The 24,540-nt window shown below is 59.9% G+C and carries 25 protein-coding genes and 1 other RNA gene; 20 read left to right on the top strand and 6 right to left on the bottom strand.

Annotated features, from left to right (window positions below; genetic code table 11):
- The first annotated feature begins 40 nt into the window (after positions 1–40).
- The 3 genes from IF189_RS23450 to zapE all read left to right on the top strand — a co-directional run bounded on the left by IF189_RS23450 (position 41) and on the right by zapE (position 3,235).
- Positions 41–670: an alpha/beta hydrolase gene (locus tag IF189_RS23450; protein WP_134828118.1), complete on the top strand. Its 630-nt coding sequence runs from the start codon at positions 41–43 to the stop codon at positions 668–670.
- A gap of 24 nt (positions 671–694) precedes the next feature.
- Positions 695–2,050, top strand: a complete 1,356-nt coding sequence (locus IF189_RS23445) for a tryptophan--tRNA ligase (RefSeq protein WP_192552344.1) — start codon at positions 695–697, stop codon at positions 2,048–2,050.
- Between the two features lie 90 nt (positions 2,051–2,140).
- Positions 2,141–3,235 carry a cell division protein ZapE gene (zapE, locus tag IF189_RS23440; RefSeq protein WP_085606932.1) on the top strand — a complete coding sequence of 365 codons (1,095 nt, stop codon included), beginning with the start codon at positions 2,141–2,143 and terminating at the stop codon, positions 3,233–3,235.
- A gap of 62 nt (positions 3,236–3,297) precedes the next feature.
- Here the strand turns inward: zapE and IF189_RS23435 are convergent, their stop codons facing one another.
- On the bottom strand, positions 3,298–4,194 hold the full coding sequence (locus tag IF189_RS23435; protein ID WP_170931599.1) for a GlxA family transcriptional regulator: 897 nt from the start codon (positions 4,192–4,194) through the stop codon (positions 3,298–3,300).
- Positions 4,195–4,439: 245 nt separating this feature from the next.
- On the opposite strand from IF189_RS23435, the gene IF189_RS23430 reads away from it, so the two are divergent.
- On the top strand, positions 4,440–5,576 hold the full coding sequence (locus IF189_RS23430) for an acyl-CoA dehydrogenase family protein (RefSeq protein ID WP_085709339.1): 1,137 nt from the start codon (positions 4,440–4,442) through the stop codon (positions 5,574–5,576).
- Positions 5,577–5,625: 49 nt separating this feature from the next.
- Here the strand turns inward: IF189_RS23430 and IF189_RS23425 are convergent, their stop codons facing one another.
- Positions 5,626–6,666, bottom strand: a complete 1,041-nt coding sequence (locus IF189_RS23425) for an NADP(H)-dependent aldo-keto reductase (protein WP_134828054.1) — start codon at positions 6,664–6,666, stop codon at positions 5,626–5,628.
- Between the two features lie 244 nt (positions 6,667–6,910).
- On the opposite strand from IF189_RS23425, the gene rplM reads away from it, so the two are divergent.
- The 7 genes from rplM to IF189_RS23390 all read left to right on the top strand — a co-directional run bounded on the left by rplM (position 6,911) and on the right by IF189_RS23390 (position 11,797).
- Complete coding sequence (gene rplM, locus IF189_RS23420; RefSeq protein WP_007928449.1) at positions 6,911–7,339, top strand: 50S ribosomal protein L13; 429 nt, start codon at positions 6,911–6,913, stop codon at positions 7,337–7,339.
- A 14-nt stretch (positions 7,340–7,353) separates the two neighbouring features.
- Positions 7,354–7,746, top strand: coding sequence for a 30S ribosomal protein S9 (gene rpsI / locus IF189_RS23415; protein ID WP_007961615.1), 393 nt, complete (start codon positions 7,354–7,356; stop codon positions 7,744–7,746).
- A 269-nt stretch (positions 7,747–8,015) separates the two neighbouring features.
- Positions 8,016–8,609, top strand: a complete 594-nt coding sequence (gene petA / locus IF189_RS23410; RefSeq protein ID WP_003228055.1) for a ubiquinol-cytochrome c reductase iron-sulfur subunit — start codon at positions 8,016–8,018, stop codon at positions 8,607–8,609.
- Positions 8,609–9,820 carry a cytochrome b gene (locus IF189_RS23405; protein ID WP_134828053.1) on the top strand — a complete coding sequence of 404 codons (1,212 nt, stop codon included), beginning with the start codon at positions 8,609–8,611 and terminating at the stop codon, positions 9,818–9,820. Before petA ends, IF189_RS23405 begins: the two co-directional genes overlap by 1 nt.
- A complete protein-coding gene (locus IF189_RS23400) occupies positions 9,820–10,602 on the top strand; it encodes a cytochrome c1 (protein ID WP_064383969.1) in 783 nt (260 codons plus the stop codon). Before IF189_RS23405 ends, IF189_RS23400 begins: the two co-directional genes overlap by 1 nt.
- A gap of 147 nt (positions 10,603–10,749) precedes the next feature.
- The gene (locus IF189_RS23395; RefSeq protein WP_085709342.1) at positions 10,750–11,367 is read left to right on the top strand and encodes a glutathione S-transferase N-terminal domain-containing protein; all 618 of its coding nucleotides are present in this window, start codon (positions 10,750–10,752) and stop codon (positions 11,365–11,367) included.
- Between the two features lie 16 nt (positions 11,368–11,383).
- A complete protein-coding gene (locus tag IF189_RS23390; RefSeq protein ID WP_065261496.1) occupies positions 11,384–11,797 on the top strand; it encodes a ClpXP protease specificity-enhancing factor in 414 nt (137 codons plus the stop codon).
- A 51-nt stretch (positions 11,798–11,848) separates the two neighbouring features.
- Here the strand turns inward: IF189_RS23390 and IF189_RS23385 are convergent, their stop codons facing one another.
- From IF189_RS23385 to IF189_RS23370, 4 genes are all read right to left on the bottom strand, one after another.
- Positions 11,849–12,427, bottom strand: a complete 579-nt coding sequence (locus IF189_RS23385; protein WP_134828052.1) for a BON domain-containing protein — start codon at positions 12,425–12,427, stop codon at positions 11,849–11,851.
- Positions 12,424–13,017, bottom strand: coding sequence for a phosphoheptose isomerase (locus IF189_RS23380; protein WP_007928463.1), 594 nt, complete (start codon positions 13,015–13,017; stop codon positions 12,424–12,426). Before IF189_RS23380 ends, IF189_RS23385 begins: the two co-directional genes overlap by 4 nt.
- A gap of 102 nt (positions 13,018–13,119) precedes the next feature.
- Entirely contained in the window at positions 13,120–13,482 is a 363-nt protein-coding gene (locus IF189_RS23375; RefSeq protein ID WP_007956783.1) for a YraN family protein, read from the bottom strand.
- Complete coding sequence (locus IF189_RS23370; RefSeq protein ID WP_134828051.1) at positions 13,482–15,293, bottom strand: penicillin-binding protein activator; 1,812 nt, start codon at positions 15,291–15,293, stop codon at positions 13,482–13,484. The genes IF189_RS23375 and IF189_RS23370 overlap by 1 nt, the downstream gene beginning before the upstream one ends.
- A gap of 177 nt (positions 15,294–15,470) precedes the next feature.
- Here IF189_RS23370 and rsmI point away from each other — a divergent pair, with 177 nt between their 5' ends.
- The 9 genes from rsmI (at position 15,471) to mraY (ending at position 24,540) form a co-directional block, all read left to right on the top strand.
- Entirely contained in the window at positions 15,471–16,376 is a 906-nt protein-coding gene (gene rsmI, locus IF189_RS23365) for a 16S rRNA (cytidine(1402)-2'-O)-methyltransferase (protein ID WP_134828050.1), read from the top strand.
- Between the two features lie 73 nt (positions 16,377–16,449).
- Positions 16,450–16,803, top strand: an RNA gene (rnpB, locus tag IF189_RS23360) — RNase P RNA component class A.
- 403 nt (positions 16,804–17,206) lie between these two features.
- Positions 17,207–17,662, top strand: coding sequence for a division/cell wall cluster transcriptional repressor MraZ (gene mraZ, locus IF189_RS23355; RefSeq protein ID WP_003205355.1), 456 nt, complete (start codon positions 17,207–17,209; stop codon positions 17,660–17,662).
- Positions 17,659–18,606 (top strand): 16S rRNA (cytosine(1402)-N(4))-methyltransferase RsmH, encoded by a 948-nt coding sequence (gene rsmH, locus IF189_RS23350; RefSeq protein ID WP_413038508.1) that lies wholly within the window; start codon positions 17,659–17,661, stop codon positions 18,604–18,606. The genes mraZ and rsmH overlap by 4 nt, the downstream gene beginning before the upstream one ends.
- Positions 18,603–18,896: a cell division protein FtsL gene (gene ftsL / locus IF189_RS23345; protein ID WP_007956777.1), complete on the top strand. Its 294-nt coding sequence runs from the start codon at positions 18,603–18,605 to the stop codon at positions 18,894–18,896. Before rsmH ends, ftsL begins: the two co-directional genes overlap by 4 nt.
- The gene (locus tag IF189_RS23340) at positions 18,896–20,635 is read left to right on the top strand and encodes a peptidoglycan D,D-transpeptidase FtsI family protein (RefSeq protein ID WP_170929662.1); all 1,740 of its coding nucleotides are present in this window, start codon (positions 18,896–18,898) and stop codon (positions 20,633–20,635) included. Before ftsL ends, IF189_RS23340 begins: the two co-directional genes overlap by 1 nt.
- Positions 20,635–22,098 (top strand): UDP-N-acetylmuramoyl-L-alanyl-D-glutamate--2,6-diaminopimelate ligase, encoded by a 1,464-nt coding sequence (locus IF189_RS23335; RefSeq protein WP_134828049.1) that lies wholly within the window; start codon positions 20,635–20,637, stop codon positions 22,096–22,098. The genes IF189_RS23340 and IF189_RS23335 overlap by 1 nt, the downstream gene beginning before the upstream one ends.
- Positions 22,091–23,458: a UDP-N-acetylmuramoyl-tripeptide--D-alanyl-D-alanine ligase gene (locus tag IF189_RS23330; protein WP_134828048.1), complete on the top strand. Its 1,368-nt coding sequence runs from the start codon at positions 22,091–22,093 to the stop codon at positions 23,456–23,458. Before IF189_RS23335 ends, IF189_RS23330 begins: the two co-directional genes overlap by 8 nt.
- On the top strand, positions 23,458–24,540 hold the full coding sequence (gene mraY / locus IF189_RS23325; RefSeq protein WP_015096766.1) for a phospho-N-acetylmuramoyl-pentapeptide-transferase: 1,083 nt from the start codon (positions 23,458–23,460) through the stop codon (positions 24,538–24,540). Before IF189_RS23330 ends, mraY begins: the two co-directional genes overlap by 1 nt.

Here is a 24,540-nt window from a genome sequence, read left to right as displayed (position 1 = left end):
AGTCGACCCGATTCGAGGTCACGGAGTTCCTTCCTTGCTGATGCGTGAAACCCCTGTAGTGATTGATGGCCCGGTGGGTCAACTTGAATCCCTGTACCTGGACAACGAGCAGCCACGCGGCATCGCGCTGATCTGCCATCCCAACCCGGTGCAGGGCGGCACCATGCTCAACAAGGTCGTCTCGACCCTGCAACGCACCGCGCGCGACGCGGGCCTGATTACCCTGCGTTTCAACTACCGCGGCGTCGGTGCCAGCGAAGGCTCCCACGACATGGGCAGCGGTGAAGTCGATGACGCCCAGGCCGCCGCCGCGTGGCTGCGGGAAAAACACCCGGATCTGCCGCTGACTCTGTTCGGTTTCTCCTTCGGTGGATTTGTTGCAGCAAGTCTCGGCGGTCGTCTTGAAGCACAAGGCGTGGTGCTCAAGCATCTGTTCATGGTGGCGCCTGCGGTCATGCGCCTGGGTGATCAGGATCAGTTGCCGCAGCAGGGCGAACTGACCGTGATCCAGCCGGAAACCGACGAGGTGATCGATCCGCAACTGGTCTACGAATGGTCCGACAAACTCCAGCGCCCCCATGAGCTGCTGAAAGTGGCAGAATGCGGACACTTTTTTCATGGCAAGCTGACCGATCTCAAGGATCTGATCCTGCCGCGTCTTTCGAATTGATTGCAGTCTGACAAGCGATTACCCATGACGAACCGTACCCGCATCCTCACCGGCATCACCACCACCGGCACCCCGCACCTGGGCAACTACGCCGGTGCCATCCGCCCGGCGATCGTCGCCAGCCGTGACACGAACGCCGATTCGTTCTACTTCCTGGCCGACTATCACGCCCTGATCAAATGCGATGACCCGCTGCGCATCCAGCGCTCGCGTCTGGAAATCGCCGCGACCTGGCTGGCCGGTGGTCTGGATGTGGATCGCGTGACCTTCTACCGCCAGTCCGACATTCCGGAAATCCCCGAGCTGACCTGGCTGCTGACCTGTGTCGCCGCCAAGGGCCTGCTCAACCGCGCCCATGCCTATAAAGCTTCGGTGGACAAGAACGTCGAGACCGGCGAAGACCCGGATGCCGGCATCACCATGGGGCTGTACAGCTACCCGGTGCTGATGGCGGCGGACATTCTGATGTTCAACGCACACAAGGTGCCGGTCGGTCGCGACCAGATCCAGCACGTGGAAATGGCCCGCGACATCGGTCAGCGCTTCAACCACCTGTTCGGCCAGGGCAAGGAGTTCTTCACCATGCCCGAAGCGCTGATCGAGGAAAGCGTCGCCACGTTGCCGGGCCTGGACGGTCGCAAGATGTCCAAGAGCTACGACAACACCATCCCGCTGTTCACCAGCGCCAAGGATATGAAGGACGCGATCTCGCGGATCGTTACCGACTCCCGCGCGCCGGGCGAATCGAAAGACCCGGATAACTCGCACCTGTTCACCCTGTTCCAGGCATTCGCCACGCCGGCGCAGGCCGACGAGTTCCGCAGCGAACTGCTGGGCGGTCTGGGTTGGGGCGAAGCGAAGAACCGTCTGTTCCAGTTGCTCGACAACGAGCTGGGCGAGTCTCGCGAACGTTATCACCAGTTGATCGAACGCCCGGCAGATCTGGAAGACATCCTGCAACACGGCGCCAAGAAGGCCCGTGCGGTGGCGACGCCGTTCCTCAACGAACTGCGTGAAGCGGTCGGCCTGCGCTCCTTCGTCAATCAGGTTCAGGTGGCCGCGACCACCAAGAAGAAAGCCGCGAAGGCTGCGCGCTTCGTCAGCTTCCGCGAAGACGACGGCAGCTTCCGTTTCCGTCTGCTGGCGGCTGATGGCGAGCAATTGCTGCTGTCGCGCAACTTCGCTGACGGCAAGACCGCCGGCCAGGTGACCAAGCAACTGCAATCGGGTCAGGCGCTGGATGTGCGCAGCGAAGACCTGAGCTTCAGCGTCTGGCTGGAAGGCCAGTGTGTCGGTGACAGCCCGGCGTTCGCCGAGGCTGCTGCGCGGGACGCGGCCATTGAGGCCTTGCGGATCGCTCTGACACCGGTTCAGGAATAATCAAAGGGCCGGCCCGACCAAGGGTCGATTGCCATTCCCAAGGGCCATCGCTACAGTGACGGCCCGTTTTTGTTGCCTTGCTAACGAATTATGACGCCCCTAGAACGATATCAAGCTGATCTGAAACGCCCGGACTTCTTCCATGACGCGGCGCAGGAAACTGCCGTGCGTCACTTGCAACGCCTGTACGACGATCTGATCGCGGCCGAGCAGAACAAGCCGGGTTTGCTGGGCAAGCTGTTTGGCAAAAAGGATCAGACGCCGGTCAAGGGCCTGTACTTCTGGGGCGGCGTGGGTCGCGGCAAGACTTACCTGGTGGACACCTTCTTCGAAGCGCTGCCATTCAAGGAAAAGACCCGTACCCACTTCCACCGCTTCATGAAGCGTGTGCACGAAGAAATGAAAACCCTCGGCGGCGAGAAAAACCCGCTGACCATCATCGCCAAGCGTTTTGCGACTGAATCGCGGGTCATCTGTTTCGATGAATTCTTCGTTTCCGACATCACCGACGCCATGATCCTCGGCACGCTGATGGAAGAACTGTTCAAGAACGGCGTAACCCTGGTCGCCACCTCGAACATCGTCCCCGACGGACTGTACAAGGACGGCCTGCAACGCGCGCGCTTCCTGCCGGCCATCGCGCTGATCAAGCAGAACACCGAAATCGTCAACGTCGACAGCGGCGTCGACTACCGTTTGCGTCACCTCGAACAGGCGGAACTGTTCCACTTCCCGCTTGATGAAGCCGCTCACGAAAGCCTGCGCAAGAGCTTCCGTGCGCTGACGCCTGAATGCACGGCTGCCGTGGAAAACGACGTACTGATCATCGAGAACCGCGAAATCCGCGCCCTGCGCACCTGCGATGACGTGGCGTGGTTCGACTTCCGCGAACTGTGCGACGGCCCGCGTAGCCAGAACGATTACATCGAGCTGGGCAAGATTTTCCACGCCGTGCTGCTCAGTGGCGTGGAGCAGATGAGCGTCACCACCGACGACATCGCCCGTCGCTTCATCAACATGGTCGACGAGTTTTACGACCGTAACGTCAAGCTGATCATTTCTGCCGAAGTCGAGTTGAAAGACCTGTACACCGGCGGGCGCCTGACGTTCGAGTTCCAGCGGACCCTCAGCCGTCTGCTGGAGATGCAATCCCACGAATTCCTGTCCCGGGCACACAAGCCTTAAGCGGATTTGGCAAACAAAAAGGGCCTGCAGATGCAGGCCCTTTTTTGTGTCTGGTCGAATCGTCAGGCAGCTTGCTGGAACTGCTGTCGATACTGGTTCGGCGACAGTTCGGTGTGCTGGCGGAACAGGCGTGCGAAGAAACTCGCATCGTCGTAGCCGACTTCGTAGCTGATGGTCTTGATGCTCTTGCGGCTGCCGGAGAGCAAGCCTTTGGCGGTCTCGATGCGCAGCCGTTGCAGATAGTGCAGCGGCTTGTCGCCGGTGGCGGTCTGGAAGCGGCGCATGAAGTTGCGAATGCTCATGCCGTGTTCACGGGCCACGTCCTCAAAGCGGAACTTGTCGGCGAAATGTTCTTCTAGCCAGTGCTGGATCTGCAGGATGATCACGTCCTGATGCAGCTTCTGGCCGCCGAAACCGATGCGGCCCGGTGAGTAGCTGCGCTGCACTTCATAAAGAATGTCGCGGGCCACGGCTTGCGCCACATTGGCACCGCAGAAACGCTCGATCAGATAGATATAGAGGTCGCAGGCCGAGGTGGTGCCGCCGGCGCAGTACAGGTTGTCGGCGTCGGTCAGGTGCTTGTCCTGATTGAGATAGACCTTGGGGAAGCGCTCGGCGAAGGCATTGAAGAAGCGCCAGTAGGTGGTCGCTTCCTTGCCGTTGAGCAGGCCGGCCTCGGCGAGCCAGAACACCCCGGTGGCCTCGCCGCAAAGCACTGCGCCGCGCGCATGTTGTTCACGCAGCCACGGCAGTACCTGTGGATAACGCTGGCAGAGCGTGTCGAAATCATCCCAGAAGGCCGGGAGGATGATGACGTCGGCGTTTTCCAGGCCGCCGTCCACCGGCATGACCACGTCACTGAAGCTGTTCACCGGTTTGCCGTCGGGGCTGACCAGGCGGGTTTCGAACGCCGGAGTCAGGCCGTGGCCCAGTTGTTTGCCGTAACGCAGGCTGGCCAGATGGAAGAAATCCTTGGCTTGCATGAGGGTGGAAGCGAAAACCCGGTCGATCGCCAGGATGCTGACGCGCCGCAAGGGCGTGGAGACTTGCTTGGACATAATTCAACTTTTGTTTTTATAAGGGAAAGTGGTCACCAGACGGCTGGATCGTCTTATTTTTTGTCGGATGTGTCCAGTGTCCTGTAACGGGTGTGCGGCTTAGTCTCTGAAGGTCTGATCCCTCCAACAAGAACGAAAGGTGACGCATGATTCCCAGAACCCTGTTCAGCTCCGAGCACGAATTGTTCCGCGACAGCGTGCGGACTTTCCTTGAGAAAGAGGCGGTGCCGTTTCACGGGCAATGGGAAAAACAAGGCTACATCGACCGTAAACTCTGGAACAAGGCAGGGGAGGCGGGGATGCTCTGCTCGCATCTGCCGGAGGAATACGGCGGGCTGGGGGCGGACTTTCTTTACAGCGCGGTGGTCATCGAGGAAGTGGGGCGACTGGGTCTGACCGGCATTGGTTTTTCCCTGCATTCGGACATCGTTGCGCCGTACATCCTGCATTACGGCAGCGAGGCGCTGAAGCAGAAATATCTGCCGAAACTGGTGTCCGGCGAGATGGTCAGCGCCATCGCCATGACCGAGCCTGGCGCCGGTTCCGACCTGCAAGGGGTCAAGACCACAGCGGTGCTGGATGGCGACGAATACGTGATCAACGGCTCGAAAACTTTCATCACCAACGGTTTTCTGGCTGATCTGGTGATCGTCGTGGCCAAGACCGATCCGAAGGCGGGTGCGAAGGGCACCAGTCTGTTTCTGGTAGAGGCGAACACGCCGGGCTTCGACAAGGGCAAGCGCCTGGAGAAGGTCGGAATGAAGGCCCAGGACACGTCGGAATTGTTCTTCCAGGACGTGCGAGTGCCGAAGGAAAACCTGTTGGGTCAGGCCGGCGCCGGGTTTGCCTATCTGATGCAGGAACTGCCGCAGGAGCGGCTGACGGTGGCGATTGGCGGGTTGGCTTCAGCCGAGGCAGCACTGCAATGGACGCTGGATTACACCCGTGACCGCAAGGCGTTCGGCAAGGCCATCGCCGACTTCCAGAACACCCGCTTCAAACTGGCGGAAATGGCCACCGAGATTCAGATCGGCCGCGTGTTCGTCGATCGCTGCCTGGAGCTGCACCTTCAGGGCAAGCTGGATGTGCCGACGGCGGCAATGGCCAAATACTGGGGCACCGACCTGCAATGCAAGGTGCTCGACGAGTGCGTGCAGTTACATGGTGGCTACGGATTCATGTGGGAGTATCCGGTAGCCCGGGCGTGGGCGGATGCGCGGGTGCAGCGGATCTATGCCGGCACCAATGAAATCATGAAAGAGATTATTGCGCGGTCGCTATGACCCGGGCGCTCCCACGCTTGTGCGTGGGAGCGCGGCTTTTAGTGCCGGATCAAGGTGCCGGGTTCGGATGATCCTTGTGAATCGCTTCAATCCCTTCAAGCACTTCGTCTGAAAGATTCAGATAGAAACTGGCAATGTTGCTGTCCAGTTGCTCCAGCGTCGTCGCCCCGATGATGTTGCTGGTGACGAACGGTTGCTGATTGACGAAGGCCAGCGCCATTTGCGCCGGATCCAGGCCATGTTCCCGGGCGAGTGCCACGTAACGGCTGCACGCCGTTTCCGATTGCGCGTTGAAGTAGCGGCTGAAGCGGCTGTAGAGGCTCAGACGACCTTTTGGTGGGCGGGCGCCACCTTCGTACTTGCCCGACAGGAAACCGAATGCCAGCGGCGAATAGGCGAGCAGGCCGCACTGTTCGCGAATGGCGATTTCCGCCAGGCCGACTTCGAAGCTGCGGTTGAGCAGGTTGTACGGGTTCTGGATCGATACCGCGCGCGGCCAGCCACGGGCTTCGGCCAGGGCCAGAAAGCGCATGGTGCCCCACGGGGTTTCGTTGGACAGACCGATGTGGCGGATCTTGCCGGCCTTCACTTGCTCGTCGAGCGCTTCGAGAGTGTCTTCGAGCGGGGTGAGGTTGGCTTCGATCTTGTGCTTGTAGCCCAGCTGTCCGAAAAAGTTGGTGCTGCGCTCCGGCCAGTGCAGTTGATACAGGTCGATGTAATCGGTCTGCAGGCGCTTGAGGCTGGCGTCCACGGCTTCGGTGATGTGCTGGCGGTTGTGGCGCAGGTTTTTGTCGCGGATGTAATCGATGGTGTTGCCGGGGCCGGCGATCTTGCTGGCAAGGATCCAGTCGGCGCGGTCGCCACGGCTCTTGAAGTAATTGCCGATGTAGCGCTCGGTGGTGGCATAGGTTTCGGCTTTTGGCGGCACCGGGTACATCTCGGCGGTGTCGATGAAATTGATCCCGGCGCCCTTGGCCCGCTCGATCTGGGCGAAGGCTTCAGCTTCAGTGTTTTGCTCGCCCCAGGTCATGGTGCCGAGGCAGATTGCACTCACGTTCAGGTCGGTACGGCCTAGCTGGCGATAGTCCATCGGGTGCTCCTTGGGCAAAACAAGCATAAAAGCAGGTTGAAATTTTTTTCGCAATCTGCATAATTGCCGACCTCTTTCTGCAGTGGAAGTGATGCCCCGCCGCCGAAGAATCTTGCCGTTGAACGGACGCGCCGACCCGAGCCCCCGAAAGCGTCTGTATCCGGCTGCCTTTGACTTGTCAAAGTACGCACTATTCAGTAAGATCCGCCGTCTTATTTACAGGCGGCCCCTGAGGCTATAAAGAATGAAAACTTTTACTGCTAAACCGGAAACAGTAAAGCGCGACTGGTTTGTCGTCGACGCTGCTGGTCAGACCCTGGGTCGTCTGGCCACCGAAATCGCGAGCCGTCTGCGTGGCAAGCACAAGCCTGAGTACACTCCTCACGTTGACACCGGCGACTACATCGTCGTAATCAACGCCGAGCAAGTTCGTGTAACCGGTGCTAAAACCACTGACAAAATGTACTACTCCCACTCCGGTTTCCCGGGCGGTATCAAGTCGATCAACTTTGAAAAACTGATCGCCAAGGCCCCTGAGCGCGTGATCGAGACCGCGGTTAAAGGCATGCTGCCTAAGAACCCGCTGGGTCGCGACATGTACCGTAAGCTGAAAGTCTATGCGGGCGCTGCACACCCTCATACTGCTCAGCAGCCCCAAGAACTGAAGATTTAACGGAATAGTTCATTATGTCGGCGACTCAAAATTACGGCACTGGCCGTCGCAAGACCGCAACCGCACGCGTTTTCCTGCGTCCGGGTACTGGTAACATCTCCATCAACAACCGTTCGCTGGATTCGTTCTTCGGCCGCGAAACTGCCCGCATGGTAGTTCGTCAGCCGCTGGAACTGACCGAGACTGTCGAGAAATTCGACATCTACGTCACCGTGATCGGCGGTGGTGTAAGTGGTCAGGCTGGCGCAATCCGCCACGGTATCACTCGCGCTCTGATGGACTACGACGAAACCCTGCGTAGCGCTCTGCGCAAAGCTGGCTTCGTTACCCGCGACGCCCGTGAAGTTGAACGTAAGAAAGTTGGTCTGCGTAAAGCGCGTAAGCGTCCGCAGTACTCGAAGCGTTAATTCCGCTTCCACGTTCAAAAAGAACGCCCGATTCCTCACGGAACCGGGCGTTTTTTTATGCGTGCGATTTCTTGAATAATTGCGCTGTGACAACTTGCCACATTCGTAGACCCCCTATACTACAAGGCTTGAGGGCCAGCCCTCCGGGTAATTACCTTGTCAGAATTGGGGGTTTTCATTACCATTCGGCAAAATTTTTATAAGTACATTGTTTCATATTTAGTAGATGCCTGATTTAACAGGCCACAAAGCTGATGGGAGAGGACTGAATGAGCAATGACGGCGTGAATGCAGGCCGGCGTCGCTTCTTGGTAGCGGCCACATCCGTGGTGGGTGCTGCAGGAGCGGTGGGGGCTGCGGTCCCGTTCGTGGGGTCATGGTTTCCCAGTGCCAAGGCGAAGGCTGCCGGCGCACCGGTGAAAGTGAATGTCAGCAAGATTGAGCCCGGACAGCAGATGATTGCTGAATGGCGCGGCCAGCCGGTATTCATTGTTCGCCGTACTGCGGAAATCCTGGGGAATCTCAAGAAGATCGAGGGCCAGCTCTCCGATCCGACCTCCAAAAACTCCACGCAACCCACCTATGTCGACCCTGAAGTGCGTTCGATCAAGCCGGAAATCCTGCTGCTGATCGGGATCTGCACTCACCTGGGTTGCTCACCGACCTTCCGTCCCGAAGTGGCACCCGCGGATCTGGGCAAAGACTGGGTAGGCGGCTATTTCTGCCCTTGCCACGGTTCCCACTACGATCTGGCTGGCCGCGTCTACAAGTCGCAACCTGCGCCTTTGAACCTGCCAGTACCCCCGCATTCCTATGAGACCGATGACCTGATTGTCATTGGCGTCGATACGGAGAAAGCGTGATGAGCAAGTTCATGGATTGGGTTGATGCGCGCTTCCCCGCCACCAAAATGTGGGAAGACCATCTCAGCAAGTATTACGCACCAAAAAACTTCAACTTCTTCTACTTCTTCGGCTCGCTGGCACTGCTCGTTCTGGTCAACCAGATCGTCACCGGTGTCTGGCTGACCATGAGCTACACCCCGTCGGCGGAAGAGGCGTTCGCCTCCGTCGAATACATCATGCGCGACGTCGAGTACGGCTCGATCCTGCGTTTGCTTCACTCCACCGGCGCTTCGGCGTTCTTCATCGTGGTCTATCTGCACATGTTCCGTGGCCTGCTTTACGGTTCGTACCAGAAGCCGCGAGAGCTGGTGTGGGTGTTCGGCATGCTGATCTACCTGGCGCTGATGGCCGAAGCCTTCATGGGTTACCTGCTGCCATGGGGTCAGATGTCTTACTGGGGCGCCCAGGTGATCATCTCGCTGTTCGGTGCGATTCCGGTCATCGGCAACGACCTGACTCAGTGGATCCGTGGTGACTACCTGATTTCCGGGATCACCCTGAACCGCTTCTTCGCCCTGCACGTAGTGGCCTTGCCGATCGTGATTCTCGGTCTGGTGGTGCTGCACATTCTGGCGCTGCACGAAGTCGGTTCGAACAACCCGGACGGCGTGGACATCAAGAAGCACAAGGACGAAAACGGTGTCCCGCTGGACGGCATCGCTTTCCACCCGTACTACACCGTGAAAGACATTGTCGGCGTCGTGGTGTTCCTGTTCATCTTCTGCTTCATTGTGTTCTTCTTCCCGGAAATGGGTGGCTACTTCCTCGAAAAACCAAACTTCGAGCAAGCCAACCCGTTCAAGACGCCAGAGCACATTGCACCGGTCTGGTACTTCACGCCGTTCTACGCAATCTTGCGTGCGATCCCGGACAAACTCATGGGCGTTATCGCCATGGGTGCCTCGATTGCCTTGCTGTTCGTGCTGCCATGGCTTGATCGTAGCCCGGTCAAATCGATGCGCTACAAAGGCTGGATGAGCAAAATCTGGCTGGTGGTGTTCTGCATCGCGTTCGTGATCCTCGGCATTCTGGGGGTTCTGGCCCCGACGCCGGAGCGCACGCTGGTGTCGCAGATCTGCACCTTCCTCTACTTCGCCTACTTCATTCTGATGCCGTTCTACACCAGGCTCGAGAAGACCAAACCGGTTCCGGAAAGGGTGACTGGCTGATGAAAAAGTTATTTTTTGCTCTGATTTTTGCTGCTCTGCCTGTGCTGTCCTTTGCTGCGGAACACGGTGGTCCGGAACTGGAAAAAGTCGACATCGACGTTTCCGACAAGGCTGCCCTGCAGGATGGTGCGCGTACCTTCGCCAACTATTGCATGGGGTGCCACAGCGCCAAGTTCCAGCGTTACGAGCGTGTTGCCGATGACCTCGGTGTTCCGCACGAAATGATGCTGGAGAAGCTGGTGTTCACCGGTGCCAAGATCGGCGATCACATGAACATCGGCATGCAACCGGCCGACGCCAAGACCTGGTTCGGTGCGGCGCCACCGGACCTGACCCTGGTGGCGCGTGTTCGTGGTACCGACTGGCTGTATGGTTATCTGCGTTCGTTCTATGAAGATCCGGCGCGTCCATGGGGCGTGAACAACAAGGTCTTCCCGAACGTCGGCATGCCTAACGTGCTGGTCGGCCTGCAGGGTCGTCAGGTCGTGGGTTGCAAACAGGTGCAGATCGTCGAGGATGGCAAGAAGCAGTACGATCCGCTGACCGGTACGCCTCTGACTCATGAAGCCTGCGATCAACTGACCATCGTGCCGAAAACCGGTACCCTGAACGAAGAGCAGTTCGATGAGAAGGTCAAGAATCTGGTAACCTTCCTGGCTTACTCGGCTAACCCGGTTAAGCTGCAACATCAGCGCATCGGTACTTACGTCTTGCTGTACCTGGCGTTCTTCTTTGTGTTCGCCTACCTGCTCAAGCGTGAATACTGGAAAGACGTGCACTGATACGCTTCAAGCAATTGCTGTTAATCGCGCGCGCCCAAGGGCGCCTCTGAAAACGCAAAGCCTGGTCAGCCAGGTTTTGCGGGAGGCGCCCTCTGGGCGCGCGCGTTTTTCCGGCTCCGACTATTTCAACAAGCGAGGAGGATCGCCATGGGCGTGACCAATCGGTTGGCCTGTTACTCCGACCCCGCCGACCACTATTCCCACCGAGTGCGCATCGTGCTTGCAGAGAAGGGTGTCAGCGCCGAAATCATTTTTGTGGAGGCTGGTCGTCAGCCGCCTAAACTGATTGAAGTGAACCCTTACGGCAGTCTCCCGACGCTGGTCGATCGTGACCTGGCGTTGTGGGAGTCGACCGTGGTGATGGAGTATCTGGATGAGCGTTACCCGCATCCGCCATTGATGCCTGTGTACCCGGTGGCGCGTGCCAACAGTCGTCTGTTGATGCACCGCATCCAGCGTGACTGGTGTGGTCTGGTGGATCTGATTCTGGATTCACGCACCAAGGAAGCTGCGCGTGTCGTGGCGCGCAAGGAATTGCGTGAAAGCCTGACGGGCGTGTCGCCGCTGTTCGCCGACAAGCCGTTTTTCCTCAGTGAGGAACAAAGTCTGGTGGATTGCTGCCTATTGCCAATACTCTGGCGTTTGCCGATTCTGGGTATAGAACTGCCGCGGCCGGCCAAGCCGCTGCTTGATTATATGGAGCGTCAATTTGCGCGTGAGGCTTTCCAGGCGAGTCTGTCTGGTGTCGAACGCGACATGCGCTAAGGCTTAAGGAGCCGCTATGAACTCCAGTCGACCTTATCTGGTCCGCGCGCTCTACGAGTGGATTGTGGATAACGATTGCACCCCGCACATGCTGGTCAATTCCGAGTACCCGGCAGTGCAGGTACCACAGGGGTTTGCCAGTGACGGGCAGATTGTCCTGAATATTTCACCGAGTGCCGTGCGTCACTTGCACATGGACAATGACGTCGTGACCTTCGAAGGTCGCTTCGGTGGTGTGCCGCACAGCCTGTACGTGCCGATTGCTGCGATTCTGGGTATCTACGCCCGGGAGAACGGTCAGGGCATGGTGTTCGATCTGGAGTCGCCGATGGATGACGAAGACGAGATCGAGCAGGATGACGATATTCCGCCACCGGACAGCGAACCACCGCGCCCAAGCGGCCGGCCTAGCCTGAAAGTGGTGAAGTAATAAAAAAGGCGATCCAACCGGATCGCCTTTTTTGTGCCTGCGTTTTGCGGGTCAGTCGATGTACTCGAACAGTTTCACGATCTTCTGCACGCCGGACACGCCCTGGACCAGATTGGTGGCCTGGGCCGCTTCCTGCTTGGTCAGCAGGCCGAGCAGATAGACGATGCCGTTCTCGGTCACGACTTTGATGCGCGAGCCGGGAATGCTGGCGTCGGTCAGCATCTGGGTCTTGATCTTGGTCGTCAGCCAGGAGTCGTTCTGGCGGGCGAGGAAGCTCGAAGGGGCGATCACTTGCAGCTCGTTGTGCACCTTCTTCACGCGTTGCACATTGGCGGCAGCCTGCTCGGCCTTGGCCTTAAGGTCTTCGCGCGGAGTCTGGCCGGCCAGCAGCACGACGCCGTTGAAGCTGGTGACGACGATGTGCGAGTCATTGTCCAGGCCCGGATCGGCCTTGGCCACGTTGACGCCGACTTTGGTTTCGATCAATGAATCGTCGATCTTGCTGCCGAAGGTGCGGGTGCCGCGATCGTCTTCGATCGGTGCTTCGCGGCTGGCATTCACCACGGAGGTGCAGCCAGTAATGCCGAGGCACAGGGTCAAGGCCAGAAGGCCAAGGCGATTAGGGGTCATTCTTCACTCCCGAACAGTTGGCTGTCGATCAGATCGCAAAGGCAATGGATCGCCAGCAAGTGGACTTCCTGAATACGTGCGGTGACATTGGCCGGTACGCGAATCTCGACGTCCTCGGGCAGCAGCAGCGACGCCATGCCGCCGCCATCGCGTCCGGTCAAAGCTACGACAATCATTTCGCGATCATGTGCGGCCTGGATCGCTTGAATAATGTTCGCCGAGTTACCGCTGGTCGAAATCGCCAGCAACACATCGCCTGGCTGGCCGAGTGCGCGGATCTGCTTGGAGAACACTTCGTTGTAGCTGTAGTCGTTGGCGATCGAGGTGATGGTCGAGCTGTCGGTGGTCAGGGCGATGGCCGGCAGGCTCGGGCGCTCGCGCTCGAAGCGGTTGAGCAGTTCCGAGGAAAAGTGCTGGGCATCGCCGGCCGAGCCGCCGTTGCCGCACGAGAGCATTTTCCCTTCGTTGAGCAGGGCGTTGACCATTACCTGGCTGGCTTGCTCGATGTGCGGTGCAAGTACGTCCATCGCCTGTTGCTTGGTGTCGATACTGGCCTGAAAAAGCTGGCGAATTCGGGATTGCATGTCCATCTGTGTGACCTTAATTAGCGCGGCTGTCCGGCACGTGAATGTGCAGCCCGCAAAGCAAAGAGCAAAAGTGTTGAGTGAAAATGTCCAGGTCGGCGCAGGCGCTCAACTGTCGAACGCATTCTGCAACCAGTTCAGCTGACCCTGGTGGCTGTCGATGGCCACCACGTCGAAGCGGCAGGGGGAATTGGCCCAACGCGACTCGCGCTGAAGAAAATACTGTGCGGCGAAAATCAGTTTCTGCCGTTTGCGCCCGTCGATACTGTCGAGCGCTCCACCCCATTGAGTGTTCTTTCGGTAACGTACTTCGACGAATACTACTGTATCGCCATCAAGCATGACCAGATCAAGCTCGCCGCGTTTACATAACCAGTTCTGCGCCAGCAGGCGCAGACCCTGGTGTTGCAGATGCTCGAGCGCCTGGCGCTCGGCATCCTTGCCGCTTTGCAGGTGTGACCTGTCGGGCATCAGCGCGGGGTGTCCGGCAGGCGCTGGATCTGGCCGCTGACAAACTGGGCCCATGGCAACTGACGTACGACGCGTTGGCTCTGGGTCATGCCCAGGCTGCCCGACAGGCCGTCGATGCGGCTGTCCGGCAGGGTCTTGAGCTGGCTCAGGCGTGGTGCCAGGCGGTAGGCGTCAACACCCATCGCGTACAGACGGCCGAGGCTGCCGGCGGCTTGTGGCCATTGTGCGGTGACCTGTTTGCGCAGTGGATCGTTGGCATCCAGCAGCCACGGGGTTTCGCAGAAGCGCACGCCGTTCATGTCGTTGTACTGGTTGACGTCGCCGCTGGCGCTGAACACGTGGGAGGTCGCGTAGACCGGCACGTCACCGGCGTACTGGAAGTTCAGGGTCGGCTTGATCTGCTGGGCCTGTTGCGGAGTCGCGGCGAGGAAAATGAACTCGATGTCCTGGCGACGCGAAGGCTGGGCGGCGACGTTGGTACCGGCAGCATTCTGCAGGCTTTTGGCGCGGGCCTCGCTCTGGCGCAACTGGAACATGTCGGCGATCTGTTGGGCCAGTTGCACAGGTTGATCGACACGCTCGGTGGCGACAATGCTGCCGCCGTTGGCTTGCCAGTCCTGGCTGAAGGCGCGCAGGACACGGTCACCCCATTCGCCTTTTGGCACCATGATTGCAGCGCGGTGCAGGCCGTCGGCACGGGCGCGGCGGGACACTTCGCGGGCTTCGTCTTCAGCGGCGAGGCCAAACTGGAACAGTTGCGCCGGGCCCTGGTCGCCTTCGCTGTAGTTCAGCGCGAGAGTGGTGATCGGCAGTTGCGGGCGGGTGCTCAGCTGTTTGACCAGCGGTTTTTCCAGCGGCCCGACAACCAGTTGCACGCCGTCGGCCTGGGCCTTGCGGTAGAACTCGTCCATGTTGGTCAGGTGCGAGCTGTCGTAGAACACGATGGCCGGTGGTTTCTGACCGGCTTGCTGGGCCTGGTAATGCGCGGCCATGAAGCCGTCACGCAGGGCCTTGCCGACCGAGGCCAGCTGGCCGTCCTGTGGCAGTAGCAGGGCGATCTTGCTCAGAGGCTGGCTGGCCAGTTCCTTGAGTTTGGTCAGAGGCAGCGGCAGGTTGATCGCGGCCGGGTGTTTCGGGTGCTGCGAGCGCCAGTCGTCGATGGCAGCCTGTTGCTGTTCCAGGGTGCCGGCGGTTTTCACGGCCAGGGCCAGGCTCATCCAGCCTGCGAGGTCGTCGGTCCCGTTGGGTTGCAGTTGATCGGTCGGCAGCGACGCAATCAGGGTCCAGATCGCTTCGTGGTTCTTGCTGGCGGCTTCGCCTTCCAGCATCGGTGCGATGAAGATGCGTTCGCGAGCGGCAGCCAGTGTCTGGCCATCGGCTTCGAGGGCGCGGGCGTGAACGGTGCCGGCGCGAACCTGCAGCGGAATCGACATTTCGCTCAGGCGCTGCAGGCTTGGATGGTTCAAGGCTGCCAGCGCAGCTTTTGGCTGGTTGCGGGTCATCGCCAGTTCAGCAGACAACGTGCTGGCAAATGCCTGCTGGCCTGGCTGGAGTTGTTCCATCGGCACTTGTTGCAGGATTTGCGCGGACTGTCCGGCATTGCCCTGGCGGTAAGCCATGTCCGCTGCACTCAGGCGCAGCAGTGCAGCCTTGTCCGGCGATTTGGCCTGGGCGGCCTGTTCGAGCAGTTGCTCGATGCTGGCGTCCGGAGTCCGTGGAAGTTCGCCAAGGCTGGAGGAAGGGGAGCTGGCGCAAGCCGCCAGCAAGGCAGCGAGGCAGAGGGCAGTGAACAGCCGCAGGCAAGCGATCATGTAAGTGTTCCTGATACTCGATCAAATTAGCGTCGAATTGTACCCAAGCGCTGGCCGGGGCGCGATGTTACTGGTGTGAAACCGTCAATTTAGCTGATGTAAATGTTGCGCGACCGCACAATGGTGCGACAAACCGTGTCTGCCGCGAGCGCATCGCCGGGCGCGTGACGCGCTACAATGGCGGCTTTTACCGATCATGAGGTGTGCGCTTTGACTGCTCCAGGTGCTTTGAATTCCGCTGCGGGCTCGCTTTATGTGGTGGCGACGCCCATCGGCAACCTGGACGATATCAGCGCCCGGGCGTTGAAGATCCTGCGCGAAGTGGCGCTGATTGCCGCCGAAGACACGCGCCATTCCCAGCGTCTGATGCAACACTTCGGCATCTCCACGCCGCTGGCGGCCTGCCATGAACACAACGAGCGTGATGAGGGCAGTCGTTTCATCACGCGTCTGCTGGCTGGCGACAACGTCGCGCTGATTTCCGATGCCGGTACGCCGCTGATTTCCGATCCGGGTTATCACCTGGTGCGCCAGGCGCGTGCCGCCGGGATCAATGTGGTGCCGGTGCCGGGTGCCTGTGCGTTGATCGCGGCGTTGTCGGCTGCTGGCCTGCCATCCGACCGTTTCATCTTCGAAGGTTTTCTGCCGGCTAAAGCCGTTGGTCGCAAGGCGCGCCTGGAAGCCATCAAGGAAGAACCGCGCACGCTGATTTTCTACGAGGCGCCGCATCGTATTCTCGAATGTCTGCAGGATATGGAAGCCGTGTTCGGTGCTGATCGCCCGGCCTTGCTCGCTCGTGAAATCACCAAGACCTTTGAAACGCTCAAGGGCCTGCCACTGGCCGAGTTGCGTGCGTTCGTCGAGGCGGACAGCAATCAGCAACGTGGCGAGTGTGTTGTTGTGGTGGCTGGCTGGACTGCGCCGGAATCCGAAGATGCCGTCAGCAGCGAGGCGATGCGCATCCTTAATCTGCTGCTGGAAGAGATGCCGCTCAAGCGTGCGGCCGCTTTGGCAGCGCAAATCACCGGTGAGCGCAAAAACGTGCTGTATCAGATCGCGCTGGATCAGCAAAAAGGCGCGTAACCCGTCGCGCAGACCGGTTTGCGGGCTATTAGCGCTTGTTCTTCGGGCGCTCTGCCGTTAACCTGCGCGGCGGAGAGTCGATCGGACAGTCGCTGCCCTCTATGAAAATTAGGGGGGGGAGGAAAGTCCGGGCTCCATAGGGCGAAGTGCCAGGTAATGCCTGGGAGGCGTGAGCCTACGGAAAGTGCCACAGAAAATAACCGCCTAAGCGCTTCGGCGCCGGTAAGGGTGAAAAGGTGCGGTAAGAGCGCACCGCACGTCTGGCAACAGTTCGTGGCTAGGTAAACCCCACTTGGAGCAAGACCAAATAGGGTCCCAAGGCGTGGCCCGCGCTGGGACCGGGTAGGTTGCTAAAGATGTCCAGTGATGGCCATCGTAGACGAATGACTGTTCAAGACAGAACCCGGCTTACAGATCGACTCTCCACCTTTTTCTTTTCCCTGCTTGAATTAAAGGCGACAGGGCTGTTTATTATCAGCAGGCCTGCTCTGGAAATCCGGCAGCGGCAACCGCAGTAATAGCCATTTCCCACCTTGCTTCAATCAACAGCAGAAGCGCTTTTGTAATACCGAAAAAATCTTACTCTTAACAAATTACTTTAACTTTCGAGCGCAGCTATCAGTGCTGTCTCAAGTTATTGGATAAAAGCATCCGCCGGATTCTCGTTGCTCCTCCTTTTATGCTCCTAAATCTCCGTTCTGTAAGGGTTTTCCTTTGATCCGCGCCTTGACGGTGTGGTGGGCGCATTCCTATAGTGTGCGCAAGTGGCGGAAAGTGGCATGAAGTGGGTTTTTTGAGCTCAAAACGATAAAAATTGGAGAAACGCAGACGTGTTTCGCGGAGCTAACGCTATCAGTCTCGACGCAAAGGGCCGTCTCGCCATGCCGAGCCGGTACCGTGACGAGCTCGTTTCGCGTAGTTCCGGCCAATTGATCGTGACCATTGATGCCGTTGATCCGTGCCTGTGTGTCTACCCGCTCGATGAGTGGGAAATTATTGAAACCAAGTTGCGCGCGCTTCCTTCGCTCCGCGAAGAGAACCGTCGTCTGCAACGTTTATTGATTGGTAACGCCGTCGACCTCGAGCTCGACGGCAGTGGTCGTTTTCTGGTGCCGCCGCGCCTGCGCGAATACGCAAAGCTGGACAAGCGCGCGATGCTGGTCGGTCAACTGAACAAGTTCCAACTGTGGGACGAAGATGCCTGGAACGCGGTTTCTGCCGCTGACCTGGCTGCCATACAACAACCGGGCGCCATGCCTGATGAACTGCGTGATCTGATCCTGTGACTATTGATAGCGGCTTTAACCACATCACCGTACTGCTTGACGAAGCCGTCGAGGCTCTCGCCGTACGTCCTGATGGCTGCTATCTGGACGGCACGTTCGGGCGCGGCGGGCACAGCCGGTTGATTCTCAGCAAGCTCGGCCCGGATGGCCGGCTCATCGGATTCGACAAAGATCCACAAGCGATTGCCACCGGGCAAACGCTAGCGGCCGAAGACGGCCGCTTTGTCGTTGTGCAGCGCAGCTTTGCCGAGCTGGGTTCGGTGGTTGCCGAGCGCGGTCTGGACGGCAAGATCAGCGGCATTCTGCTCGACCTCGGCGTGTCGTCGCCGCAGCTCGATGACGCCGAGCGTGGCTTCAGTTTCCTCAACGACGGTCCATTGGACATGCGCATGGACCCGTCCCGTGGCATCAGTGCGGCCGAGTTCGTCAACACCGCACCGGTTGAAGAAATCGCCCGGGTGTTCAAGGAATATGGCGAAGAACGTTTCTCCGGTCGCATGGCCCGTGCCGTGGCCGAGCGCCGCGACATCACCCCGTTCGAGCGCACCGCCGATCTGGCCGAAGTGCTGAAAGTCGCCAACCCGGCGTGGGAAAAGGGCAAGAACCCGGCCACCCGTGCATTCCAGGGCCTGCGCATTCACGTCAACAACGAACTGGGCGATCTGGAAGCCGGCCTTGACGCCGCGCTCGAATGCCTGGAAGTGGGCGGCCGTCTGGTCGTGATCAGCTTCCACTCGCTGGAAGACCGCATCGTCAAACTGTTCATGCGCAAGCTGGTGAAAGGCGAAGCCGACAACCTGCCGCGCAACCTGCCGGTTCGCCACGTCGCGTTCGAACCGAAAATCAAAGTCCATGGCAAAGCGCAGACGGCCTCCGACGCCGAACTCAAAGCCAACCCACGTTCCCGTAGCGCCGTCATGCGCGTCGCGGAGAAGCTGCGGTGAGCAAGCTTTTCGCCAAGCCACTGCCTGGCGGCAGCTTTTTCATGCTGCTGCTGTTCATTGGCGTGCTCGTGTCGGCCATCGGCGTGTCCTATAGCGCCCACTGGAACCGGCAGTTGCTCAATACCCTTTATAACGAACTCAGCGTGCGCGACAAGGCGCAGGCCGAGTGGGGGCGTCTGATCCTTGAGCAAAGCACCTGGACCGCCCACAGCCGGATCGAAGTGCTGGCCACCGAACAACTGAAGATGCACATCCCTGGCGCAGCTGACGTGAAGATGGTGGCGCCATGATGAAGCTCGAAGGGGCACTCTTCCCGTGGCGCTTCCGTCTGGTCGTCGGTCTGCTTGGCGTGATGGTGGCTGCGATCTGCTGGCGGATCATCGACCTGCAGGTTATCGACCGTGACTTCCTCAAGGGGCAGGGTGATGCGCGAAGCGTTCGTCACATTCCGATCCCGGCACACCGTGGCCTGATCACTGACCGCAATGGTGAGCCTCTGGCCGTGAGTACGCCGGTGACCACCCTGTGGGCCAATGCCAAGGAAATGCAGCTGGCCAAGGAAAAGTGGCCGGCGCTCGCCGCTGCCCTCGGCCAGGATCCGAAAGCCCTGGCCGAACGTCTTGAAGCCCAGGCCAACAAAGAATTCATTTATCTGGTGCGCGGGCTGACCCCCGAGCAGGGCCAGGCCGTGCTCGACCTGAAAGTGCCGGGCGTCTACGGCATCGAAGAATTCCGCCGGTTCTATCCGGCCGGTGAAGTGACCGCGCACATGGTCGGGTTCACCGACATCGATGACCACGGTCGTGAAGGCGTGGAACTGGCCTACGACGAATGGCTGGCCGGCGTGCCCGGCAAGCGGCAGGTCATCAAGGATCGGCGCGGTCGGCTGATCAAGGATGTCCAGGTCACCAAGAACGCCAAGGCCGGCAAGCCCTTGGCGTTGTCCATTGACCTGCGTCTGCAATACCTGGCCAACCGCGAGCTGCGCAACGCGATCATCGAGAACGGCGCCAAGGCCGGCAGTCTGGTGATCATGGACGTGAAGACCGGCGAGATTCTCGCCATGGTCAACCAGCCGACCTACAACCCGAACAACCGTCGCAACCTGCAACCGGCGATGATGCGTAACCGCGCGATGATCGACGTGTTCGAACCGGGTTCGACCATGAAAGCGATCTCGATGAGCGCCGCGATCGAAACCGGCCGCTGGAAACCGAGCGACACCGTCGAGGTGTATCCGGGCTCCCTGCAGATCGGCAAGTACACCATCAAGGACGTGTCGAAGACCGAAGGTCCGGTACTCGATCTGACCGGGATTCTGATCAATTCCAGTAACGTCGGCATGAGTAAGGTCGCTTTCGATATCGGCGGCGAAACCATTTTCCGTCTGGCACAGAAAGTCGGCCTCGGCCAGGACACCGGCCTCGGCTTCCCGGGCGAACGTGTCGGCAACCTGCCGAACTACCGCGAGTGGCGCAAGGCTGAAACTGCAACCCTGTCCTACGGCTACGGCGTTTCGGTGACCGCGATCCAGTTGGTGCACGCGTTCTCGGCACTGGCCAACAACGGTCGTCTCGCACCGTTGACCCTGATCAAAACCGACAAGGCGCCGCAGACCACCCAGGTGCTGCCGGAAGCCGTGGCGAAAACCATGCAGGGCATGTTGCAACAAGTGATCGAAGCCCCGCGCGGCGTATTCCGTGCGCAGGTTCCCGCCTATCACGTGGCCGGCAAGTCGGGTACGGCGCGCAAGACCTCGGTGGGCACCAAGGGCTATGCCGAAAACTCCTATCGCTCGCTGTTCGCCGGTTTCGGCCCGATGAGCGATCCGCGTTATGCCATCGTCGTGGTGATCGATGAACCGACCAAGGCCGGTTATTTCGGTGGTCTGGTTTCGGCACCGGTGTTCAGCCGTGTGATGTCCGGCACTCTGCGTCTGATGAACATCACCCCGGACAACCTGCCGAATACCCAGCAAGCCAATGCCACCCCGGCTGTTCCGCTGAAAGCCAATGGAGGGCGCGGCTGATGTCTCTTAGTCTGAACAAGATATTCCCCCACGCCGGCCACGATCTGTTGATCCGTGAACTGGCGCTCGACAGCCGCAACGTGCGCGCGGGCGACCTGTTCCTCGCGGTGCCGGGCGGCAAGTTCGATGGTCGTGCGCACATTGCCGATGCACTGGCTCGTGGCGCCGCAGCGGTGGCTTATGAAGTGGAAGGCGCCACCGTGCTGCCGATCACTGACGTGCCGTTGATTCCGGTCAAAGGGCTGGCGGCTCAGCTGTCGGATATCGCCGGCCGTTTTTACGGTGAGCCGAGTCATCACCTGAATCTGGTGGGCGTGACCGGTACCAACGGCAAGACCAGCGTGACCCAATTGGTCGCACAGGCCCTGGATCTGCTCGGCCAGCATTGCGGCATCGTCGGCACCCTGGGTTCCGGTTTCTACGGTTCGCTGCAAAGTGGCCTGCACACCACGCCGAATCCGATTGCCATGCAAGCGACCCTGGGCGACCTGAAAAAGGCTGGCGCCAAAGCCGTGGCCATGGAAGTTTCGTCCCACGGTCTGGATCAGGGCCGGGTCACCGCACTGGCGTTCGACGTCGCGGTGATGACCAACCTGTCCCGCGATCACCTCGATTACCACGGCACCATGGAGGCCTACGCCGAAGCGAAGGCCAAGCTGTTTGCCTGGAATGACTTGAAGTGCCGCGTGGTCAATCTGGATGACGATTTCGGCCGGCAACTGGCCGCGGAAAAACGTGAGTCGCGTCTGATCTCCTATAGCCTGCTCGACAGCAGCGCCTATCTGTATGTCCGCGAAGCACAGTTCGACGACCATGGTGTGCGTGCCACGCTGGTCACCCCCCAGGGCGAACATCATCTGCGCAGCACATTGCTGGGCCGTTTCAACCTGAGCAACGTGCTGGCTGCCGTTGGTGCCTTGCTCGGTCTGGACTACGCCCTCGACGAAATTCTCAAGGTGCTGCCGAAACTCGAAGGCCCGGCCGGACGCATGCAGCGTCTCGGCGGCGGCACCCAGCCGCTGGTGGTGGTCGATTACGCCCACACGCCGGATGCGCTGGAGAAGGTTCTGACTGCGTTGCGTCCGCACGTCAAAGGCCAGTTGTTGTGCCTGTTCGGTTGTGGCGGTGATCGCGATCGCGGCAAGCGTCCGCTGATGGCCGAAGTGGTCGAGCGTCTGGCCGATCGTGTGCTGGTGACCGATGACAATCCGCGCACCGAAGACCCGTCGGTGATTTTTGATGACATTCGCGCCGGCTTCACGGCTGTGGATAACGTCACATTCGTGGCCGGTCGCGGCCAGGCCATCGCACAACTGATCGCCAGCGCCTCGGCGGATGACGTGGTGGTCCTGGCCGGCAAAGGTCACGAGGACTATCAGGAAATCAACGGCGAGCGCCACGCGTTCTCTGATCTGGTCGAGGCCGATCATGCCCTGACCGCGTGGGAGGTGGCCCATGCTTAAGGCCCTGAAACTCAGCGAACTGACCAACGCACTCGACGCGCGGCTGATCAGCGTGGACGCCAGCTTCGACGGCGTGAGCATCGACAGCCGCGCGATCAAGGCCGGCCAACTGTTTATTGCCCTGACCGGTCCACGTTTCGACGGTCATGACTATCTGAATGAAGTCGCCGCCAAAGGTGCCGTTGCTGCATTGGTCGAGCGCGAAGTCGCCGACAGCACGCTGCCGCAACTGCTGGTCAAGGACACCCGCCAGGCCCTCGGTCAACTGGGTGCACTGAACCGTGCCGCGTTCACCAAACCGGTCGCGGCCGTGACCGGCTCCAGTGGCAAGACCACGGTCAAGGAAATGCTCGCGAGCATCCTGCGCACACGCGGTTCGGTGCACGCGACCCGTGGCAACCTGAACAACGACCTCGGCGTACCGCTGACCCTGCTCGAACTTGCCCCGGAACACAGCGCGGCAGTGATCGAACTGGGCGCGTCGCGTCTGGGTGAAATCGCCTACACCGTCGGGCTGACCAAGCCGCACGTGGCAATCCTCAACAACGCCGGCACCGCTCACGTTGGCGAGTTCGGCGGGCCGGAGAAAATCGTCGAAGCCAAGGGTGAAATCATCGAAGGGCTGGCGGCTGATGGCATTGCCGTGCTGAATCTCGATGACAAGGCGTTCGGTATCTGGAAGACCCGCGCTGCCGGTCGCAAGGTGCTGACCTTCGCCCTGAGCAACACGCAAGCGGATTTCCACGCCAGCGATCTGGCCACCGATGCCCGTGGCTGCCCGGCGTTCAACCTGCACAGTCCTGAAGGTGTGGAACGGGTTCAACTGAACCTGCTCGGCACCCATAACGTCGCCAATGCCCTGGCTGCCGCCGCTGCCGCTCACGCCCTGGGCGTGTCGCTGTTCGGCATCGCCACCGGGCTTGGCGCGGTACAACCGGTCAAGGGTCGCACCGTCGCGCAACTGGCGAAAAACGGCATGCGCGTGATCGATGACACTTACAACGCGAACCCCACCTCCATGTGCGCGGCCGTTGATATACTCGCCGGCTTTTCCGGCCGCACCGTCCTGGTGCTCGGGGATATCGGCGAGTTGGGCGACTGGGCGGAGCAGGGGCACCGCGACGTGGGCGAATACGCCCGGGGCAAGGTTTCCGCGCTTTACGCCGTCGGGCCGAACATGGTCCACGCCGTGAACGCATTCGGCCAAGAGGCGCATCACTTCGGCACGCAGGCCGAACTGATCCAGGCCCTCGGCGCCGAGCAGGACAAAAACACCACCATTTTGATCAAGGGTTCGCGCAGCGCAGCGATGGAAAACATCGTTGCGGCCCTGTGCGGGTCCAGTCTGGAGAAACATTAATGCTGCTGCTGCTAGCGGAGTATCTGCAACAGTTCTACAAAGGCTTCGCGGTCTTCCAGTACCTGACCCTGCGCGGGATCCTCGGTGTGCTGACCGCGCTGGTCCTGTCGCTGTGCTACGGCCCGTGGATGATCCGCACCCTGCAGAACCGTCAGATCGGCCAATCGGTTCGTAACGATGGTCCGCAATCGCACCTGTCCAAATCCGGTACGCCGACCATGGGCGGCGCACTGATCCTGTCTTCCATCGGTGTCAGCACCCTGTTGTGGGCTGACCTGAGCAATCGTTACGTGTGGGTCGTGCTGCTGGTGACCCTGCTGTTCGGCGCCATCGGCTGGGTCGACGACTACCGCAAGGTGATCGAGAAGAACTCCCGTGGTCTGCCGAGCCGCTGGAAATATTTCTGGCAGTCGGTGTTCGGCCTCGGCGCGGCAATCTTCCTTTATATGACTGCCGCCACGCCGGTGGAAACCACCCTGATCCTGCCGATGCTCAAGGACTACAGCATTCCGCTGGGCGCCGGTTTCATCGTGCTGACCTACTTCGTGATCGTCGGCTCGAGCAACGCGGTCAACCTGACCGACGGCCTCGACGGTCTGGCGATCATGCCGACGGTGATGGTCGGCGGTGGCCTGGGCATCTTCTGCTACCTGTCGGGTAACGTGAAATTCGCTGAATACCTGTTGATCCCGTACGTACCGGGCGCGGGCGAGCTGATCGTGTTCTGCGGCGCACTGATCGGTGCCGGCCTGGGCTTCCTGTGGTTCAACACCTATCCGGCACAAGTCTTCATGGGTGACGTCGGCGCACTGGCGCTGGGCGCTGCCCTGGGCACCATCGCGGTGATCGTCCGTCAGGAAATCGTCCTGTTCATCATGGGCGGCGTGTTCGTGATGGAAACCCTGTCAGTCGTCATTCAGGTGGCTTCCTTTAAGCTGACCGGTCGCCGTGTGTTCCGCATGGCTCCGATACACCACCACTTTGAACTCAAAGGCTGGCCCGAGCCGCGCGTGATCGTCCGTTTCTGGATCATCACCGTGATTCTCGTGCTGATCGGCCTTGCCACCCTGAAGCTGAGGTAG

Source organism: Pseudomonas sp. IzPS59, from assembly GCF_014863505.1.
Lineage (GTDB): Bacteria > Pseudomonadota > Gammaproteobacteria > Pseudomonadales > Pseudomonadaceae > Aquipseudomonas > Aquipseudomonas kribbensis.
The sequence above is the reverse complement of the archived record's forward strand: the minus strand, read 5'-3'. Positions and strand labels throughout refer to the sequence as shown.

Coding starts and splice junctions, on each gene's coding strand:
- IF189_RS23335 (WP_134828049.1), top strand. CDS start 20,635: ATGTCTCTTAGTCTGAACAAGATATTCCCCCACGCCGGCCACGATCTG.
- IF189_RS23340 (WP_170929662.1), top strand. CDS start 18,896: ATGAAGCTCGAAGGGGCACTCTTCCCGTGGCGCTTCCGTCTGGTCGTC.
- IF189_RS23380 (WP_007928463.1), bottom strand. CDS start 13,017: ATGGACATGCAATCCCGAATTCGCCAGCTTTTTCAGGCCAGTATCGAC.
- rsmI (WP_134828050.1), top strand. CDS start 15,471: ATGGCGGCTTTTACCGATCATGAGGTGTGCGCTTTGACTGCTCCAGGT.
- IF189_RS23430 (WP_085709339.1), top strand. CDS start 4,440: ATGATTCCCAGAACCCTGTTCAGCTCCGAGCACGAATTGTTCCGCGAC.
- IF189_RS23370 (WP_134828051.1), bottom strand. CDS start 15,293: ATGATCGCTTGCCTGCGGCTGTTCACTGCCCTCTGCCTCGCTGCCTTG.
- IF189_RS23395 (WP_085709342.1), top strand. CDS start 10,750: ATGGGCGTGACCAATCGGTTGGCCTGTTACTCCGACCCCGCCGACCAC.
- IF189_RS23425 (WP_134828054.1), bottom strand. CDS start 6,666: ATGGACTATCGCCAGCTAGGCCGTACCGACCTGAACGTGAGTGCAATC.
- IF189_RS23450 (WP_134828118.1), top strand. CDS start 41: ATGCGTGAAACCCCTGTAGTGATTGATGGCCCGGTGGGTCAACTTGAA.
- IF189_RS23390 (WP_065261496.1), top strand. CDS start 11,384: ATGAACTCCAGTCGACCTTATCTGGTCCGCGCGCTCTACGAGTGGATT.
- IF189_RS23385 (WP_134828052.1), bottom strand. CDS start 12,427: ATGACCCCTAATCGCCTTGGCCTTCTGGCCTTGACCCTGTGCCTCGGC.
- petA (WP_003228055.1), top strand. CDS start 8,016: ATGAGCAATGACGGCGTGAATGCAGGCCGGCGTCGCTTCTTGGTAGCG.
- IF189_RS23330 (WP_134828048.1), top strand. CDS start 22,091: ATGCTTAAGGCCCTGAAACTCAGCGAACTGACCAACGCACTCGACGCG.
- IF189_RS23400 (WP_064383969.1), top strand. CDS start 9,820: ATGAAAAAGTTATTTTTTGCTCTGATTTTTGCTGCTCTGCCTGTGCTG.
- IF189_RS23445 (WP_192552344.1), top strand. CDS start 695: ATGACGAACCGTACCCGCATCCTCACCGGCATCACCACCACCGGCACC.
- zapE (WP_085606932.1), top strand. CDS start 2,141: ATGACGCCCCTAGAACGATATCAAGCTGATCTGAAACGCCCGGACTTC.
- mraY (WP_015096766.1), top strand. CDS start 23,458: ATGCTGCTGCTGCTAGCGGAGTATCTGCAACAGTTCTACAAAGGCTTC.
- rpsI (WP_007961615.1), top strand. CDS start 7,354: ATGTCGGCGACTCAAAATTACGGCACTGGCCGTCGCAAGACCGCAACC.
- rplM (WP_007928449.1), top strand. CDS start 6,911: ATGAAAACTTTTACTGCTAAACCGGAAACAGTAAAGCGCGACTGGTTT.
- IF189_RS23375 (WP_007956783.1), bottom strand. CDS start 13,482: ATGCCCGACAGGTCACACCTGCAAAGCGGCAAGGATGCCGAGCGCCAG.
- IF189_RS23405 (WP_134828053.1), top strand. CDS start 8,609: ATGAGCAAGTTCATGGATTGGGTTGATGCGCGCTTCCCCGCCACCAAA.